Genomic DNA, 17,291 nt, shown 5'->3' with positions numbered 1-17,291 from the left:
CGGTATTATAGCTTAGCTAATATAAATTAAGTATTAAAAAAGAGTCAAAATGGCATTTAGTTATCAAAAATCACTCAAAACAGCGTTAAAAAGTTCATGGACGATCTTAAAATTGATTGTCCCCATCTACATTTTGGCAGATATTCTTTTTTATTACAATCTTTTAGCGCATATTACATTTGTGTTCAAACCGCTTGTTGCACTCTTGGATCTTCCACCTGAAGCAGCTCTTGCCATTGTCAGCGGACTGTTTTTGAATATCTATGCCGCCATTGCTTTTGCGGCTCCTTTGGGACTTAGCGCGAAAGAGTGGACTGTTTTGGCCGTTTTTTTAGGAATCGCTCACGCGCTTATTGTCGAGACGGAGATCATGAAACGATTGGGGCTTTCAAGGATTTACTCCATTGGACTGCGTTTAGGAGCAGGACTTCTCGTTGGTGGGCTTGCATCCAAGTTTCCACAAAGCTGGTTTGAGAATATTGCTACACAAGAAACTTTGGCACCAGAACACCCTATGTATCAATCGCTCTTTGCGCTTTTGCAAAACTCATTGTACGAATCGCTTTCGCTTTCGATTAAAGTTATCATCTTAGTAACTCTACTGATCTTTTTTCTTGATTTTATCAAGTCACTTTCCATCATTGAAAAACACTCCCAAAAAGTGAACAGCGGATTTTCGATCACAGTGGGGGTTATTTTGGGCATTACCTATGGGGCAGGCATTTTGATCTCGGAGTATGAAAAAGGTGTCCTAAAAGATCGTGAGATCCTTTTTATCGGCACCTATCTTATGATCTGTCACGCTATCATTGAAGATACGCTCTTGTTCGTCATTTTTGGGGCAAATCCGTGGGTGATTGTGGGGCTTCGCTTGGTGTTTGCAACGCTGATTGCCATGCTGGTTGTCCGGTACTATCAAAGAGCTAGGGCTTAAACTCCTGCGCGTACACTTCATCTAAGAGCTCGATAAAGCTCTCGGGTGCCATATACCCTGCAAACTCATCGATAATCTTTAAATCCTTCGGTGATAAGACTAAATTTGTTGGGAAATATTTGACATGTAACGCTTTGGGTAACGCTGGATCTTCTTGATGAATGCTTACATGTAAATAGTGCTGCGCGATGTGTTGATCGAATGTTGTAACGCCAAACACCTCCTTTTGCATCTTCAAACAATACGGACATCCCTCTTTCTCAACGCTTAAAAGAATCAATTTATGCTCTTTTAAAGCTCTTTGGCGTTCAATATCTAAGAAGTCCGCATTTAAAGAAAGCGCCATACTTGCCAATACAAGCACGAAAGAAAGCCATCTTTTCATAGCTTCTCCTTTTTGGCTTTTTGTTGTATCAAAAGCCCCAGTATAATTAAAACCAATCCCATAAACGTTGAGAAAAGAATCGTCTCACCAACAAGCAGTGAGATAAAAAGCAGCGATAAAAAAGGTGAAATAAAAATGAGATTGGCAATTTTAGCCGTATTGGTACTTAGCCTCATCGCTTGAAGCCATAAAATAAAGGTAATTCCCATCTCAAAAACGCCAATATACAAAGACCCTAGTACACCATAAAGATCAAAGACTAAAGGATCAGACGTCAATAAGGCATAGATGAAAATAGCAGGAACACCAAAAAGAAAATTGACAAAAAGCCCTACCAAAGGATCGACATGTAATTTTGTCGTATAGATCCAATACAGTGACCACAAGACCGTTGAAAAGAGCGCTAAAAAGACACCTTTAGGGCTAGAAAAAGAGACATTCCATAAATCGCCATGTGTCGAGATGATCAATACACCGCAATAGCACAGTATGCCTGCAATGCCATCGTAAAGGCTCATTTTTTGTTTTAAAATAAAAACAGACAAATAGGTCAGTGTCAAAGCCCATGTATAATTGATTGGCTGAGCCTCTTGCGCTGGTAAAAGCTCATAGGCACGAAATAAAATGAGGTAATAACTAAAAGGATTAATCAAGCCTAGTAGAGCCAACTGCATATAGGTTTTTTTAGAATAGGTTAGTAATAAAGGAAATTTTTTTTGATAAATTATCGCAAGGAAAAAAACACACAAGGAGAAAAAAGAGGCAGAGAGCAAGAGCTGTAAGGCATTTAAATGAGCCAATGTCAATTTAAAAGCACTCGCTACTGTTGACCAAAGTAATACTGCTAAAAGAGCAAAGACATAAGCTTTTGATTGATTTTTTTCCAAGGAAGACCGCCTTTGTAGAAGACGAAATGAGGAGTAAAGAGTAAGGAATCACGAGAACTGGCGGCGACCTACGTTTCCATCTCAGTAAGAGAGAGTATTATCGGCGATGAAGAGCTTAGCTTCCTGGTTCGAAATGGGACAGGGCGTTTCCTCTTCTCAATAGCCACCAGAATCGTGAATTAAATCTATTGTCGCATTATAGCGAAATAGGCTTAATTCACCATTCTTTCGGTGATTTTAGTATTGTCTGTCAACAAAGCGCTTTACACTTAATAAGGAAGTGAAATAGCATTATCATACGTTAATATAGAATAAGCCAAACGACCTATTAGTACTGGTCAGCTAAAGGGCTCTCACCCATTACACACCCAGCCTATCAAACATGTAGTCTTCATGAGGTCTTCAGGGAAAGTTCATCTTGGAGTTGGCTTCCCGCTTAGATGCTTTCAGCGGTTATCACATCCGAACATAGCTACCGGGCGATGCTCTTGGCAGAACAACCCGTACACCAGTGGTTCGTTCGACCCGGTCCTCTCGTACTAGGGTCAACTCTCCTCAACTTTCCTACGCCCACGGCAGATAGGGACCGAACTGTCTCACGACGTTCTGAACCCAGCTCGCGTACCGCTTTAAATGGCGAACAGCCATACCCTTGGGACCTGCTCCAGCCCCAGGATGCGATGAGCCGACATCGAGGTGCCAAACCTCCCCGTCGATGTGAGCTCTTGGGGGAGATCAGCCTGTTATCCCCGGGGTACCTTTTATCCTTTGAGCGATGGCCCTTCCACACAGAACCACCGGATCACTATGACCGACTTTCGTCTCTGCTCGAGGTGTATCTCTCACAGTCAAGCTGGCTTGTACCATTATACTCTACGAACGATTTCCAACCGTTCTGAGCCAACCTTTGTAAGCCTCCGTTACTTTTTAGGAGGCGACCGCCCCAGTCAAACTACCCACCAGACATTGTCCTGAACATAGATAATATGTCCCAGTTAGCTATCAGAATAAAGAAGAGTGGTATCTCAACAATGGCTCAGGTGCAACTGGCGTCACACCCTCAAAGCCTCCCACCTATCCTGCACATCTTTATCCCAACAGCAGTGTCAAGCTATAGTAAAGGTCCACGGGGTCTTTCCGTCTTGCCGCGGGTAGGAGGAATTTTCACCTCCACTACAATTTCACTGGATTCCTGGTCGAGACAGCTCCCATCTCGTTACGCCATTCATGCAGGTCGATATTTAATCGACAAGGAATTTCGCTACCTTAGGACCGTTATAGTTACGGCCGCCGTTTACTGGGGCTTCGATCAATGGCTTCGCTTGCGCTAACCACATCAATTAACCTTCCAGCACCGGGCAGGCGTCACACCCTATACATCCTCTTACGAGTTAGCAGAGTGCTGTGTTTTTGGTAAACAGTCGGGAGGGACTCTTTGTTGCAACCTTTTCCGCTTTTTGGAGCAAGTCCATATACAGAAGGAGGCACACCTTATACCGAAGATACGGTGCTATTTTGCAGAGTTCCTTAACCAGATTTCTTCCACGCGCCTTAGAATACTCATCTCACCCACCTGTGTCGGTTTACGGTACGAGCAATAACAGATATACTTAGAAACTTTTCTTGGCTCGACGGCATCAACGATTCACCATCCACTCCGAAGAGCATCAAGTGCCTGTCAGGTCTCGAATATAAGATGACGGATTTGCCTATCATCTAATCTACACCCTTCGAACAACTATTCCATCAGTTGCCTCATTTAGCCCTAAGCGTCCTTCCATCGCGCTCTATTATTGGTGTTGGAATATTAACCAACTTTCCATCGTCTACCCCTTTCGGACTCGACTTAGGTCCCGACTAACCCTACGATGACGAACATCGCGTAGGAAACCTTGGGTTTTCGGCGAACGGGATTCTCACCCGTTTTATCGCTACTCATGCCTGCATACTCACTTCTAGCCGCTCCAGCGCTCCTTACCGGTACACCTTCAATGCTGACTAGAACGCTCTCCTACCACTCTACTATGTAGAATCTACAGCTTCGGTGGATAACTTTAGCCCCGTTATATTTTCCGCGCAGAATCGCTAGACCAGTGAGCTGTTACGCTTTCTTTAAAGGATGGCTGCTTCTAAGCCAACCTCCTGGTTGTTTAAGCAACTCCACATCGTTTTCCACTGAGTTATCACTTAGGGACCTTAGCTGGTAGTCTGGGTTGTTCCCCTTTTGACGACGCATTTTATCACCCGCCGCCTGACTGCCATGATTACATATACGGTATTCGGAGTTTGACAGGGTTTGGTACCTTGGTATAGGCCCTAGCCCAATCAGTGCTCTACCCCCGTATACTACAACATGACGCTATACCTAAATATATTTCGGAGAGAACCAGCTATCACGAAGTTTGATTGGCCTTTCACCCCTATCCACAAGTCATCCCAAGACTTTTCAACGTCAGCGAGTTCGGTCCTCCACTAGCTCTTACACCAGCTTCAACCTGCTCATGGATAGATCACTTCGCTTCGGGTCTGCAGCATCTGACTAATTCGCCCTATTAAGACTCGCTTTCGCTACGGCTCCGAGTTTTCTTAACCTCGCCAGATACCACAACTCGCAGGCTCATTATGCAAAAGGCAGTCCATCACCCTGATAAATCATAGGGCTCTGAATGATTGTAAGCAAATGGTTTCAGGTTCTATTTCACTCCCCTCACTGGGGTTCTTTTCACCTTTCCCTCACGGTACTGGTTCACTATCGGTCTGTAAGTAGTATTTAGGGTTGGGAGGTGGTCCTCCCGGCTTCAGACAGAATACCACGTGTTCCGCCCTACTCAGGATACTGCTAAGATGAATCTAGATTTCGTATATGGGACTATCACCCGCTATGGTTAACCTTTCCAGGTTACTCTACTATCTATCATCATTCTACAACGCAGTCCTACAACCCCTGTTGCAAGCAACAGGTTTGCCCTCTTCCAAGTTCGCTCGCCGCTACTATCGGAATCTCTATTTGATTTCTTCTCCTCTGGCTACTGAGATGTTTCACTTCGCCAGGTTCGCCCCCCGCAGGGTAACTGATCTCACGATCAGCTGGGTTGCCCCATTCGGATACTTACGGATCAAAGCCTCTTGACGGCTCCCCGTAACTTTTCGCAGTCTAGTACGTCCTTCATCGCCTCTTACAGCCTAGGCATCCACCATTCGCTCTTAATAGCTTACCTATTTGTATTCTAATGCACATTTCACTCCCTTATTAAATGTAATGAAACATTCAACAAGTTGTAAATTGTTTTTTTGCGTTTTGTTGACTTTGACAATATTAAATTAAATAACTTTAGACTAAAAAAGTCTAATATCAACTCTTACATGTAAGAACTGATATTAAACTTCTTTCTCTCGTTTTACAATGTCCATAAAAAATGGTGGAGAATAGCGGGATCGAACCGCTGACCTCCTGCGTGCAAAGCAGGCGCTCTCCCAGCTGAGCTAATTCCCCATGGTGGGCTTAAGAGGACTCGAACCTCTGACCTTACCCTTATCAGGGGTACGCTCTAACCACCTGAGCTATAAGCCCCTTTTCATTCATTTCTTCAATCTCTCAAAACTAAATAAGCAACCAAGCTATTCTCGCCGAGACACCATTGTGAGATAGTGTCTCTTATACTCTAGAAAGGAGGTGATCCAACCGCAGGTTCTCCTACGGTTACCTTGTTACGACTTCACCCCAGTCGCTGAACCCACCGTGGTCGGTAACTAGTTTAGTATTCCGGCTTCGGGTGAATTCAACTCCCATGGTGTGACGGGCGGTGAGTACAAGACCCGGGAACGTATTCACCGTAGCATATCTGATCTACGATTACTAGCGATTCCAGCTTCATGGAGTCGAGTTGCAGACTCCAATCCGAACTGAGACGCGTTTTTAAGATTTGCTCCACCTCGCGGTATCGCCTCTCTTTGTACGCGCCATTGTAGCACGTGTGTAGCCCTGGGCATAAGGGCCATGATGACTTGACGTCGTCCTCACCTTCCTCCTCCTTGCGAAGGCAGTCTGATTAGAGTGCTCAGCCGAACTGTTAGCAACTAATCACGAGGGTTGCGCTCGTTGCGGGACTTAACCCAACATCTCACGACACGAGCTGACGACAGCCGTGCAGCACCTGTCTCTTGGTTCTAGTAAACTAGCACTCTCGTATCTCTACAAGATTCCAAGGATATCAAGCCCAGGTAAGGTTCTTCGTGTATCTTCGAATTAAACCACATGCTCCACCGCTTGTGCGGGTCCCCGTCTATTCCTTTGAGTTTTAATCTTGCGACCGTACTCCCCAGGCGGCACACTTAATCTGTTAAGTGCATTACTGCAATGACTAGCATCGCAACAACTAGTGTGCATCGTTTAGGGCGTGGACTACCAGGGTATCTAATCCTGTTTGCTCCCCACGCTTTCATGCCTCAGCGTCAATAATGTTCCAGTAGATCGCCTTCGCAATCGGTATTCCTGGTGATATCTACGGATTTTACCCCTACACCACCAATTCCATCTACCTCTCCCATATTCTAGTAAAACAGTTTCAAAAGCAGTTCAACGGTTAAGCCGTTGGATTTCACTTCTGACTTATATTACAGCCTACGCATCCTTTACGCCCAGTGATTCCGAGTAACGCTTGCACCCTCCGTATTACCGCGGCTGCTGGCACGGAGTTAGCCGGTGCTTATTCATAAGGTACCGTCATTATCTTCCCTTATAAAAGGAGTTTACACACCGAAATGCGTCATCCTCCACGCGGCGTTGCTGCATCAGGGTTTCCCCCATTGTGCAATATTCCCCACTGCTGCCTCCCGTAGGAGTCTGGACCGTGTCTCAGTTCCAGTGTGCCTGATCATCCTCTCAGACCAGGTAGGCGTCATTGCCTTGGTAGGCCGTTACCCCACCAACTAGCTGATACCATAAAGCCCCATCCTTTAGCAATAAATCTTTCCCAACCTACCTTTTGATAGGCTGGAGTATGGGGTATTAGCAGTCGTTTCCAACTGTTGTCCCCCACTAAAGGGCAGGTTAGCTATACATTACTCACCCGTGCGCCACTAACGAAATAAGCAAGCTTATTTCATCCGTTCGACTTGCATGTGTTAAGCACGCCGCCAGCGTTCACTCTGAGCCAGGATCAAACTCTCCATTAAAATGTTCTTTTAGCGCAAAGGAAACCTTTGCTAAAGAACCAAATACTAAAGCACGAAGCAAAGCTTCTGCCCTTTGTATCCTTCATAAATGAAGTTTGATTTATCTCTTTTATTCCGAAGAGTTGATAATCTCTTACATGTTTGCGTCCTAGCTCGGTCGCTTATTTAGATTTCAAAGATTGAATTTGACATTGTTAAAATAGTAATGAACGTGAAGCTAATCCCCTACTTTGGGGGCTTCTCTTTAACCCCGTTCTCTCAAACGAGGACGAAATTATATACCCAGACTCCTTAAAAAAAGGTTAAAATTTGAACAAAATAAGAAATAAATTTAAAATGAGTTTTTTGAGCTTAATTAACACCAAAATGACTTGATAACAACTAATGAAATAAACACAAATAGGCTATTTTACTAATGATTTTCTACAGAAAATCAATTCAAAATCACTATGTCATACATTAAAAAACTGGAATGACCCCAAATGAGTAGACGAGAATTCAATCCGTGGACACCTCATTGTTTTGTAATTCCAAGAAGTATCTTACTGATCTGTCAACAGTTTATGATACACAGAAAAGAAAATGTCTAAGCACTGATGTTGTTTTGTAACAAGTATCTATTTTCAAAATCTACCGGAGATAAATAGCCATTACTTGAGTGTAACCTCTGTCTATTGTAAAACACTTCAATATATTCAAATATTGCTTGATTGGCTTGGCTCCTTGTTTCAAATTTCATGTGATGTGTCAGTTCGGTTTTTAGCGAGTGAAAAAAACTCTCAGCAACAGCATTATCGTAACAGTTTCCCTTAGCACTCATACTCTGAACGATGCCATATTCCTTAAGTAAGGCTTTGTGAGCATCAGAAGCATATTGACTGCCGCGATCGGTATGCCAGATAACACCATGAGGAGGATTACGCTTTTTAAGTGCCATAAATAAAGCATCATTGACAAGCATGGAACTCATATGTGTATCCATAGACCACCCGATGACTCTTCTCGAATATAAATCAATTACAACCGCTAAATACAGCCACCCTTCTTGTGTCGGAATATAGGTGATATCGCCCACATACATTTGATCGGGCGTTGATGTATAAAAGTCTTGTTGTATTCGATTAGGGGCAATGGCATACGTATGATTGGAATTGGTGGTAAGCACTCTAAAACGACGTTTATTGCGACAACTGAGTCCTAATTTTTTCATAATCCTTGCAATTCGTCTACGAGAAACGATCAAGCCATAGAGTTGCTCAAGTCTTTTTTTTAGACGACGCGTGCCATAGGTTTGATAGGTTCCAAGAAAAATATCCTTGATCATCGTATTTAAAAAAGTATCTTCTTGTTTTTCAATACGAAGCCATCGATAATAACAGTTCCTTGATACCTCTAATATATGACACATTGATGCAACATTGAATTCGTTGCAATGCTCTTTGATCCAGGCGTACTTCAATGAGCTTCGTTTGCGAAGAACGCCGCTGCCTTTTTTAAGATATCTCTTTCCATCTTTAAACGGGCATTCTCTTTACGCAAGCGCTTGTTCTCTTCTTCCACGCTCTCTTTGGCATGATGGTTGATTGAAGAACGTACAATCATTGGAGATTCCAAATGATGCTTCTGACGATATTGACGTAACCATGCATATAAAGTCTTCTCACTCATCCCCAACTCTTTGGCAATTACCATCGCAGATTTCTCACTGTTTAATGCCAACTGTATCGCTGAATCTTTAAATTCTTGGGTATATCTTTGTACTCTCCCTGACATACGTTTATCCTCTTTATGATTTACAGAAATTCTATCATCTCTGTGTATCATTTAGTGTAACCAGATCATTTTTATAGATAGAAAGAGAAGGTATATATACAGAAGAATAGAGGAATCGTACAAATATAGCGTCAGAATGAGACATGGATATATAGAGATATATTCTGGAAACAAGATATTGAATAAGGTTAGTTAAAAAAGGAAACGGTGATTAAATGAAACACGAATTATAGGCAAGAAGGTAAAGAGTAAGGAATCACGAGAACTGGCGGCGACCTACGTTTCCATCTCAGTAAGAGAGAGTATTATCGGCGATGAAGAGCTTAGCTTCCTGGTTCGAAATGGGACAGGGCGTTTCCTCTTCTCAATAGCCACCAGAATCGTGAATTAAATCTATTGTCGCATTATAGCGAAATAGGCTTAATTCACCATTCTTTCGGTGATTTTAGTATTGTCTGTCAACAAAGCGCTTTACACTTAATAAGGAAGTGAAATAGCATTATCATACGTTAATATAGAATAAGCCAAACGACCTATTAGTACTGGTCAGCTAAAGGGCTCTCACCCATTACACACCCAGCCTATCAAACATGTAGTCTTCATGAGGTCTTCAGGGAAAGTTCATCTTGGAGTTGGCTTCCCGCTTAGATGCTTTCAGCGGTTATCACATCCGAACATAGCTACCGGGCGATGCTCTTGGCAGAACAACCCGTACACCAGTGGTTCGTTCGACCCGGTCCTCTCGTACTAGGGTCAACTCTCCTCAACTTTCCTACGCCCACGGCAGATAGGGACCGAACTGTCTCACGACGTTCTGAACCCAGCTCGCGTACCGCTTTAAATGGCGAACAGCCATACCCTTGGGACCTGCTCCAGCCCCAGGATGCGATGAGCCGACATCGAGGTGCCAAACCTCCCCGTCGATGTGAGCTCTTGGGGGAGATCAGCCTGTTATCCCCGGGGTACCTTTTATCCTTTGAGCGATGGCCCTTCCACACAGAACCACCGGATCACTATGACCGACTTTCGTCTCTGCTCGAGGTGTATCTCTCACAGTCAAGCTGGCTTGTACCATTATACTCTACGAACGATTTCCAACCGTTCTGAGCCAACCTTTGTAAGCCTCCGTTACTTTTTAGGAGGCGACCGCCCCAGTCAAACTACCCACCAGACATTGTCCTGAACATAGATAATATGTCCCAGTTAGCTATCAGAATAAAGAAGAGTGGTATCTCAACAATGGCTCAGGTGCAACTGGCGTCACACCCTCAAAGCCTCCCACCTATCCTGCACATCTTTATCCCAACAGCAGTGTCAAGCTATAGTAAAGGTCCACGGGGTCTTTCCGTCTTGCCGCGGGTAGGAGGAATTTTCACCTCCACTACAATTTCACTGGATTCCTGGTCGAGACAGCTCCCATCTCGTTACGCCATTCATGCAGGTCGATATTTAATCGACAAGGAATTTCGCTACCTTAGGACCGTTATAGTTACGGCCGCCGTTTACTGGGGCTTCGATCAATGGCTTCGCTTGCGCTAACCACATCAATTAACCTTCCAGCACCGGGCAGGCGTCACACCCTATACATCCTCTTACGAGTTAGCAGAGTGCTGTGTTTTTGGTAAACAGTCGGGAGGGACTCTTTGTTGCAACCTTTTCCGCTTTTTGGAGCAAGTCCATATACAGAAGGAGGCACACCTTATACCGAAGATACGGTGCTATTTTGCAGAGTTCCTTAACCAGATTTCTTCCACGCGCCTTAGAATACTCATCTCACCCACCTGTGTCGGTTTACGGTACGAGCAATAACAGATATACTTAGAAACTTTTCTTGGCTCGACGGCATCAACGATTCACCATCCACTCCGAAGAGCATCAAGTGCCTGTCGGGTCTCGAATAAAAGATGACGGATTTGCCTATCATCTAATCTACACCCTTCGAACAACTATTCCATCAGTTGCCTCGTTTAGCCCTAAGCGTCCTTCCATCGCGCTCTATTATTGGTGTTGGAATATTAACCAACTTTCCATCGACTACCCCTTTCGGACTCGACTTAGGTCCCGACTAACCCTACGATGACGAACATCGCGTAGGAAACCTTGGGTTTTCGGCGAACGGGATTCTCACCCGTTTTATCGCTACTCATGCCTGCATACTCACTTCTAGCCGCTCCAGCGCTCCTTACCGGTACACCTTCAATGCTGACTAGAACGCTCTCCTACCACTCTACTATGTAGAATCTACAGCTTCGGTGGATAACTTTAGCCCCGTTATATTTTCCGCGCAGAATCGCTAGACCAGTGAGCTGTTACGCTTTCTTTAAAGGATGGCTGCTTCTAAGCCAACCTCCTGGTTGTTTAAGCAACTCCACATCGTTTTCCACTGAGTTATCACTTAGGGACCTTAGCTGGTAGTCTGGGTTGTTCCCCTTTTGACGACGCATTTTATCACCCGCCGCCTGACTGCCATGATTACATATACGGTATTCGGAGTTTGACAGGGTTTGGTACCTTGGTATAGGCCCTAGCCCAATCAGTGCTCTACCCCCGTATACTACAACATGACGCTATACCTAAATATATTTCGGAGAGAACCAGCTATCACGAAGTTTGATTGGCCTTTCACCCCTATCCACAAGTCATCCCAAGACTTTTCAACGTCAGCGAGTTCGGTCCTCCACTAGCTCTTACACCAGCTTCAACCTGCTCATGGATAGATCACTTCGCTTCGGGTCTGCAGCATCTGACTAATTCGCCCTATTAAGACTCGCTTTCGCTACGGCTCCGAGTTTTCTTAACCTCGCCAGATACCACAACTCGCAGGCTCATTATGCAAAAGGCAGTCCATCACCCTGATAAATCATAGGGCTCTGAATGATTGTAAGCAAATGGTTTCAGGTTCTATTTCACTCCCCTCACTGGGGTTCTTTTCACCTTTCCCTCACGGTACTGGTTCACTATCGGTCTGTAAGTAGTATTTAGGGTTGGGAGGTGGTCCTCCCGGCTTCAGACAGAATACCACGTGTTCCGCCCTACTCAGGATACTGCTAAGATGAATCTAGATTTCGTATATGGGACTATCACCCGCTATGGTTAACCTTTCCAGGTTACTCTACTATCTATCATCATTCTACAACGCAGTCCTACAACCCCTGTTGCAAGCAACAGGTTTGCCCTCTTCCAAGTTCGCTCGCCGCTACTATCGGAATCTCTATTTGATTTCTTCTCCTCTGGCTACTGAGATGTTTCACTTCGCCAGGTTCGCCCCCCGCAGGGTAACTGATATCACTATCAGCTGGGTTGCCCCATTCGGATACTTACGGATCAAAGCCTCTTGACGGCTCCCCGTAACTTTTCGCAGTCTAGTACGTCCTTCATCGCCTCTTACAGCCTAGGCATCCACCATTCGCTCTTAATAGCTTACCTATTTGTATTCTAATGCACATTTCACTCCCTTATTAAATGTAATGAAACATTCAACAAGTTGTAAATTGTTTTTTTGCGTTTTGTTGACTTTGACAATATTAAATTAAATAACTTTAGACTAAAAAAGTCTAATATCAACTCTTACATGTAAGAACTGATATTAAACTTCTTTCTCTCGTTTTACAATGTCCATAAAAAATGGTGGAGAATAGCGGGATCGAACCGCTGACCTCCTGCGTGCAAAGCAGGCGCTCTCCCAGCTGAGCTAATTCCCCATGGTGGGCTTAAGAGGACTCGAACCTCTGACCTTACCCTTATCAGGGGTACGCTCTAACCACCTGAGCTATAAGCCCCTTTTCATTCATTTCTTCAATCTCTCAAAACTAAATAAGCAACCAAGCTATTCTCGCCGAGACACCATTGTGAGATAGTGTCTCTTATACTCTAGAAAGGAGGTGATCCAACCGCAGGTTCTCCTACGGTTACCTTGTTACGACTTCACCCCAGTCGCTGAACCCACCGTGGTCGGTAACTAGTTTAGTATTCCGGCTTCGGGTGAATTCAACTCCCATGGTGTGACGGGCGGTGAGTACAAGACCCGGGAACGTATTCACCGTAGCATATCTGATCTACGATTACTAGCGATTCCAGCTTCATGGAGTCGAGTTGCAGACTCCAATCCGAACTGAGACGCGTTTTTAAGATTTGCTCCACCTCGCGGTATCGCCTCTCTTTGTACGCGCCATTGTAGCACGTGTGTAGCCCTGGGCATAAGGGCCATGATGACTTGACGTCGTCCTCACCTTCCTCCTCCTTGCGAAGGCAGTCTGATTAGAGTGCTCAGCCGAACTGTTAGCAACTAATCACGAGGGTTGCGCTCGTTGCGGGACTTAACCCAACATCTCACGACACGAGCTGACGACAGCCGTGCAGCACCTGTCTCTTGGTTCTAGTAAACTAGCACTCTCGTATCTCTACAAGATTCCAAGGATATCAAGCCCAGGTAAGGTTCTTCGTGTATCTTCGAATTAAACCACATGCTCCACCGCTTGTGCGGGTCCCCGTCTATTCCTTTGAGTTTTAATCTTGCGACCGTACTCCCCAGGCGGCACACTTAATCTGTTAAGTGCATTACTGCAATGACTAGCATCGCAACAACTAGTGTGCATCGTTTAGGGCGTGGACTACCAGGGTATCTAATCCTGTTTGCTCCCCACGCTTTCATGCCTCAGCGTCAATAATGTTCCAGTAGATCGCCTTCGCAATCGGTATTCCTGGTGATATCTACGGATTTTACCCCTACACCACCAATTCCATCTACCTCTCCCATATTCTAGTAAAACAGTTTCAAAAGCAGTTCAACGGTTAAGCCGTTGGATTTCACTTCTGACTTATATTACAGCCTACGCATCCTTTACGCCCAGTGATTCCGAGTAACGCTTGCACCCTCCGTATTACCGCGGCTGCTGGCACGGAGTTAGCCGGTGCTTATTCATAAGGTACCGTCATTATCTTCCCTTATAAAAGGAGTTTACACACCGAAATGCGTCATCCTCCACGCGGCGTTGCTGCATCAGGGTTTCCCCCATTGTGCAATATTCCCCACTGCTGCCTCCCGTAGGAGTCTGGACCGTGTCTCAGTTCCAGTGTGCCTGATCATCCTCTCAGACCAGGTAGGCGTCATTGCCTTGGTAGGCCGTTACCCCACCAACTAGCTGATACCATAAAGCCCCATCCTTTAGCAATAAATCTTTCCCAACCTACCTTTTGATAGGCTGGAGTATGGGGTATTAGCAGTCGTTTCCAACTGTTGTCCCCCACTAAAGGGCAGGTTAGCTATACATTACTCACCCGTGCGCCACTAACGAAATAAGCAAGCTTATTTCATCCGTTCGACTTGCATGTGTTAAGCACGCCGCCAGCGTTCACTCTGAGCCAGGATCAAACTCTCCATTAAAATGTTCTTTTAGCGCAAAGGAAACCTTTGCTAAAGAACCAAATACTAAAGCACGAAGCAAAGCTTCTGCCCTTTGTATCCTTCATAAATGAAGTTTGATTTATCTCTTTTATTCCGAAGAGTTGATAATCTCTTACATGTTTGCGTCCTAGCTCGGTCGCTTATTTAGATTTCAAAGATTGAATTTGACATTGTTAAAATGGTAATGAACGTGAAGCTAATCCCCTACTTTGGGGGCTTCTCTTTAACCCCGTTCTCTCAAACGAGGACGAAATTATATACCCAGACTCCTTAAAAAAAGGTTAAAGAAAAGAAAGGCTACAAAATATGCGTATACCCTGTTTCCGGTTCTATTGCAATAATGATTGCATTACCGGACACATCGGTTAATGTGATCTGGCATTGAGCCGTAATCATTCTATTCCTTTGGTAAATTGCTCCAAATCCACTAGGAACTCCTTTAAGCGGCCGTCCCAAATAATCAAACGATATTCGTTGGCTTCCGCCAAACTGGCATGCCGCATTAAAAGTTATTGTAGAGACTCCATACTTCATTCCTAAATTCATCTCTTGCGTAGCGCCTACACCGTCAGAAAAAATAATTCCCGTATATCCTCCAGTAAGGTATTTCGCAGGATCTAAAGGGTTAAGAGCAACTTCGTTTAACGTAAGATTTGGATTTGCATTTTTATTGCCATCGGAAAAAATCGTGTAAGCCCACTGATTATAAGTATTAGCATCTGAGTTAAACACTATTTGCCATCGTTCCTGGTACCAAGTTGCATCATTCACATCAAACTTATCATCCATCATCGCCAAGTGTTGTGTATAGCGTATGTGGCTTACCAGTTGATCGGCGGCTTCGCGGAGGGGGTTGCGCGTGAAGCTTGAGGCTACCATATAGGAGAGAATGCCTACGACGACAATGACAAAAACCAATTCCAACATCGTGAATGCTTTTTTCATGCGAGCCTCTTTTAGCCTAGCCTGTATAAGTAAAATGTTTTGACGACTTTTCCGACATAAACGATATCGATTTGTTCAAACCCTTCATCTACCTCTTTTTGAGGGCTAAGTTTGACGAAACCGCCGCTTTGAATACCGTAAAATTTCAAACGCAAGGAGAGTTTGTCGTCCTTGAGAATAATTTTATCGATGCCTTTTTCATGTAAAGCTTGCGCCAACTCTTTAGCGATGTGGTATTTGATAGCAAAATTACGCGACGGATTTTCCAAAAAGTAGTATAGCGGTTTGTGTAAATAACTTAAAACCGTATTGCACACAAGCGTGGCCAGGATCAACCCGAAGACCAAAGTATGCCATTTGCGAAATTGCGGTAAGCGCACGCGATAGCTGTTAAAAAAGACTTTAACCATCAACGGAACGGACAAAACGACAAACGGCGCAAAATCTTCCAATGCCAAACGCTGACGAAGCGACAAAATAAACGAAACAATCAAGGAGATAAACGAGATGTACCATAGAAGATTTTTCTCTTCTTTAATCAAAATACGGTACATCGCATACACAAAATAGAGAAACAGCAACGGGGAAAATACGGCCGCGTAAATACCGAGCGTATCGACGAAGTAGCCCTTAGGCTTTCCTCCCGTGTCAAAACCGTACAGATACATCGCCGCACTAAACAAGATTAGCGTCAAAATCGCCAAGTCGGTTTTTTTCTGCATCAACGCATAAATGAACAAAGCAATGTAAAAAATCGCAAACGAATTATCGACAAAAAGCGAGCCGATCAAGATGACATGTGAAGCGACTTTATACTCTTTGAGATAGCAATACGTAAAAAGAAGCGTTAAGAAGATGACAAGACTGCCTTGATTGACCAGTAACGCCGCACTATTGACGCCCGGAAGAAACGCATAAATCGCCACGGCGATAATGCGATCGATCGTTCTTTTTAAAAATAATTTTCCGATTTTATAAAGCAAAAAGATCGAAAGTAAATGCAAAATGATGGACGGCAAACGTAACGCCAAATCATTTTGTCCCAAAAGACTCGTCGAAGCATGCGCCAAATAATGCACGATCGTATGGGCGTTGAAATAAATCTCGGCTTCGTCGTAGCTAATCGAAAGCGTTTGCGTCTCAAACATCAACGCCGCGGCACTGAAAAGTAAGATGAGTCCGAGAAAAAGACGCTCTCTCATAGTTTTAAAAAGTTATTTAAAATGGCATGACCGTGTTCACTCAAAATAGACTCGGGGTGAAACTGAACGCCGTAGATGGGTTTATCTTTGATTTGCAACGCCATAATCTCGTGGTCGTCGGTACTGTACGCCGTAGGAATCACACACTCGGGAAGCCCTTCTTGCTCCACGATGAGCGAATGGTAACGTGTCGTCGTAAATTCTTCAGGCAATCCTGCAAATAAACAACTGTTGTGAAGCTGTTTGGTTTGAGAAGTTTTACCGTGCATCATACGTTTGGCGCGAACGACTTTCGCCCCGAACGCCTGTCCGATAGCTTGGTGTCCTAGACAAATACCCAGAATAGGGATTTTACCGCCGAAATATCGAATAACGTCCAAACTCACGCCCGCTTCGTTGGGAGTTGCGGGCCCCGGGGAAATGATAATTTTTTCCGGATGCAACGCTTCGATCTCTTCAACGCTCAACTCGTCGTTTCGAATAACCTTAAGATCGGCTCCGAGTTCTAAACAATATTGCACGATGTTGTACGTAAAACTATCGTAATTATCGATCATTAATACCATTTTCTACACATCCCTTGAAA

At 44.4% G+C, this 17,291-nt stretch carries 7 protein-coding genes, 4 tRNA genes and 6 rRNA genes; 1 reads left to right on the top strand and 16 read right to left on the bottom strand.

Annotated features, from left to right (window positions below):
- Positions 1–49: 49 nt before the first annotated feature.
- Positions 50–934 carry a nucleoside recognition protein gene (locus UCH003_RS03890; RefSeq protein WP_060825501.1) on the top strand — a complete coding sequence of 295 codons (885 nt, stop codon included), beginning with the start codon at positions 50–52 and terminating at the stop codon, positions 932–934.
- Here UCH003_RS03890 and UCH003_RS03885 read toward each other — a convergent pair.
- The 16 genes from UCH003_RS03885 to UCH003_RS03805 all read right to left on the bottom strand — a co-directional run bounded on the left by UCH003_RS03885 (position 924) and on the right by UCH003_RS03805 (position 17,271).
- Positions 924–1,319, bottom strand: a complete 396-nt coding sequence (locus tag UCH003_RS03885; RefSeq protein WP_060825500.1) for a thioredoxin fold domain-containing protein — start codon at positions 1,317–1,319, stop codon at positions 924–926. The genes UCH003_RS03890 and UCH003_RS03885 overlap by 11 nt on opposite strands.
- Positions 1,316–2,206 (bottom strand): DMT family transporter, encoded by an 891-nt coding sequence (locus tag UCH003_RS03880; protein ID WP_060825499.1) that lies wholly within the window; start codon positions 2,204–2,206, stop codon positions 1,316–1,318. Before UCH003_RS03880 ends, UCH003_RS03885 begins: the two co-directional genes overlap by 4 nt.
- A 55-nt stretch (positions 2,207–2,261) precedes the next feature.
- Positions 2,262–2,377: ribosomal RNA gene (gene rrf / locus UCH003_RS03875) — 5S ribosomal RNA — on the bottom strand.
- A gap of 136 nt (positions 2,378–2,513) precedes the next feature.
- Positions 2,514–5,424 (bottom strand): 23S ribosomal RNA (locus tag UCH003_RS03870).
- Between the two features lie 199 nt (positions 5,425–5,623).
- Positions 5,624–5,699: transfer RNA gene (locus UCH003_RS03865), tRNA-Ala, on the bottom strand.
- A gap of 1 nt (position 5,700) precedes the next feature.
- Positions 5,701–5,777 (bottom strand) — tRNA-Ile (locus UCH003_RS03860).
- 95 nt (positions 5,778–5,872) lie between these two features.
- A 16S ribosomal RNA gene (locus UCH003_RS03855) occupies positions 5,873–7,381 on the bottom strand.
- The 16S, 23S and 5S rRNA genes sit together here with 2 tRNA genes alongside, the layout of an rRNA operon.
- Positions 7,382–7,967: 586 nt before the next feature.
- Positions 7,968–9,154, bottom strand: a protein-coding gene (locus UCH003_RS03850; RefSeq protein WP_144440965.1) for an IS3 family transposase whose coding sequence is annotated in 2 segments (ribosomal slippage) — positions 7,968–8,863 and positions 8,863–9,154 — 1,188 coding nt in all. Because the reading frame shifts where the segments join, the coding sequence is not laid out codon by codon here.
- Positions 9,155–9,417: 263 nt separating this feature from the next.
- Positions 9,418–9,533 (bottom strand): 5S ribosomal RNA (gene rrf, locus UCH003_RS03840).
- A 136-nt stretch (positions 9,534–9,669) separates the two neighbouring features.
- Positions 9,670–12,580: ribosomal RNA gene (locus tag UCH003_RS03835) — 23S ribosomal RNA — on the bottom strand.
- 199 nt (positions 12,581–12,779) lie between these two features.
- Positions 12,780–12,855 (bottom strand) — tRNA-Ala (locus tag UCH003_RS03830).
- Between the two features lies 1 nt (position 12,856).
- Positions 12,857–12,933: transfer RNA gene (locus UCH003_RS03825), tRNA-Ile, on the bottom strand.
- Between the two features lie 95 nt (positions 12,934–13,028).
- A 16S ribosomal RNA gene (locus tag UCH003_RS03820) occupies positions 13,029–14,537 on the bottom strand.
- 318 nt (positions 14,538–14,855) lie between these two features.
- Positions 14,856–15,503: a pilus assembly FimT family protein gene (locus UCH003_RS03815; RefSeq protein ID WP_060825498.1), complete on the bottom strand. Its 648-nt coding sequence runs from the start codon at positions 15,501–15,503 to the stop codon at positions 14,856–14,858.
- A gap of 11 nt (positions 15,504–15,514) precedes the next feature.
- On the bottom strand, positions 15,515–16,705 hold the full coding sequence (locus tag UCH003_RS03810) for a glycosyltransferase family 39 protein (RefSeq protein WP_060825497.1): 1,191 nt from the start codon (positions 16,703–16,705) through the stop codon (positions 15,515–15,517).
- On the bottom strand, positions 16,702–17,271 hold the full coding sequence (locus tag UCH003_RS03805; protein WP_041962165.1) for an aminodeoxychorismate/anthranilate synthase component II: 570 nt from the start codon (positions 17,269–17,271) through the stop codon (positions 16,702–16,704). Before UCH003_RS03805 ends, UCH003_RS03810 begins: the two co-directional genes overlap by 4 nt.
- Between the last annotated feature and the right edge of the window lie 20 nt (positions 17,272–17,291).

The organism is Sulfurospirillum cavolei (assembly GCF_001548055.1).
Lineage (GTDB): Bacteria > Campylobacterota > Campylobacteria > Campylobacterales > Sulfurospirillaceae > Sulfurospirillum.
Note: the sequence above shows the minus strand (reverse complement) of the source record. Positions and strands in the feature narration are given on the sequence as shown.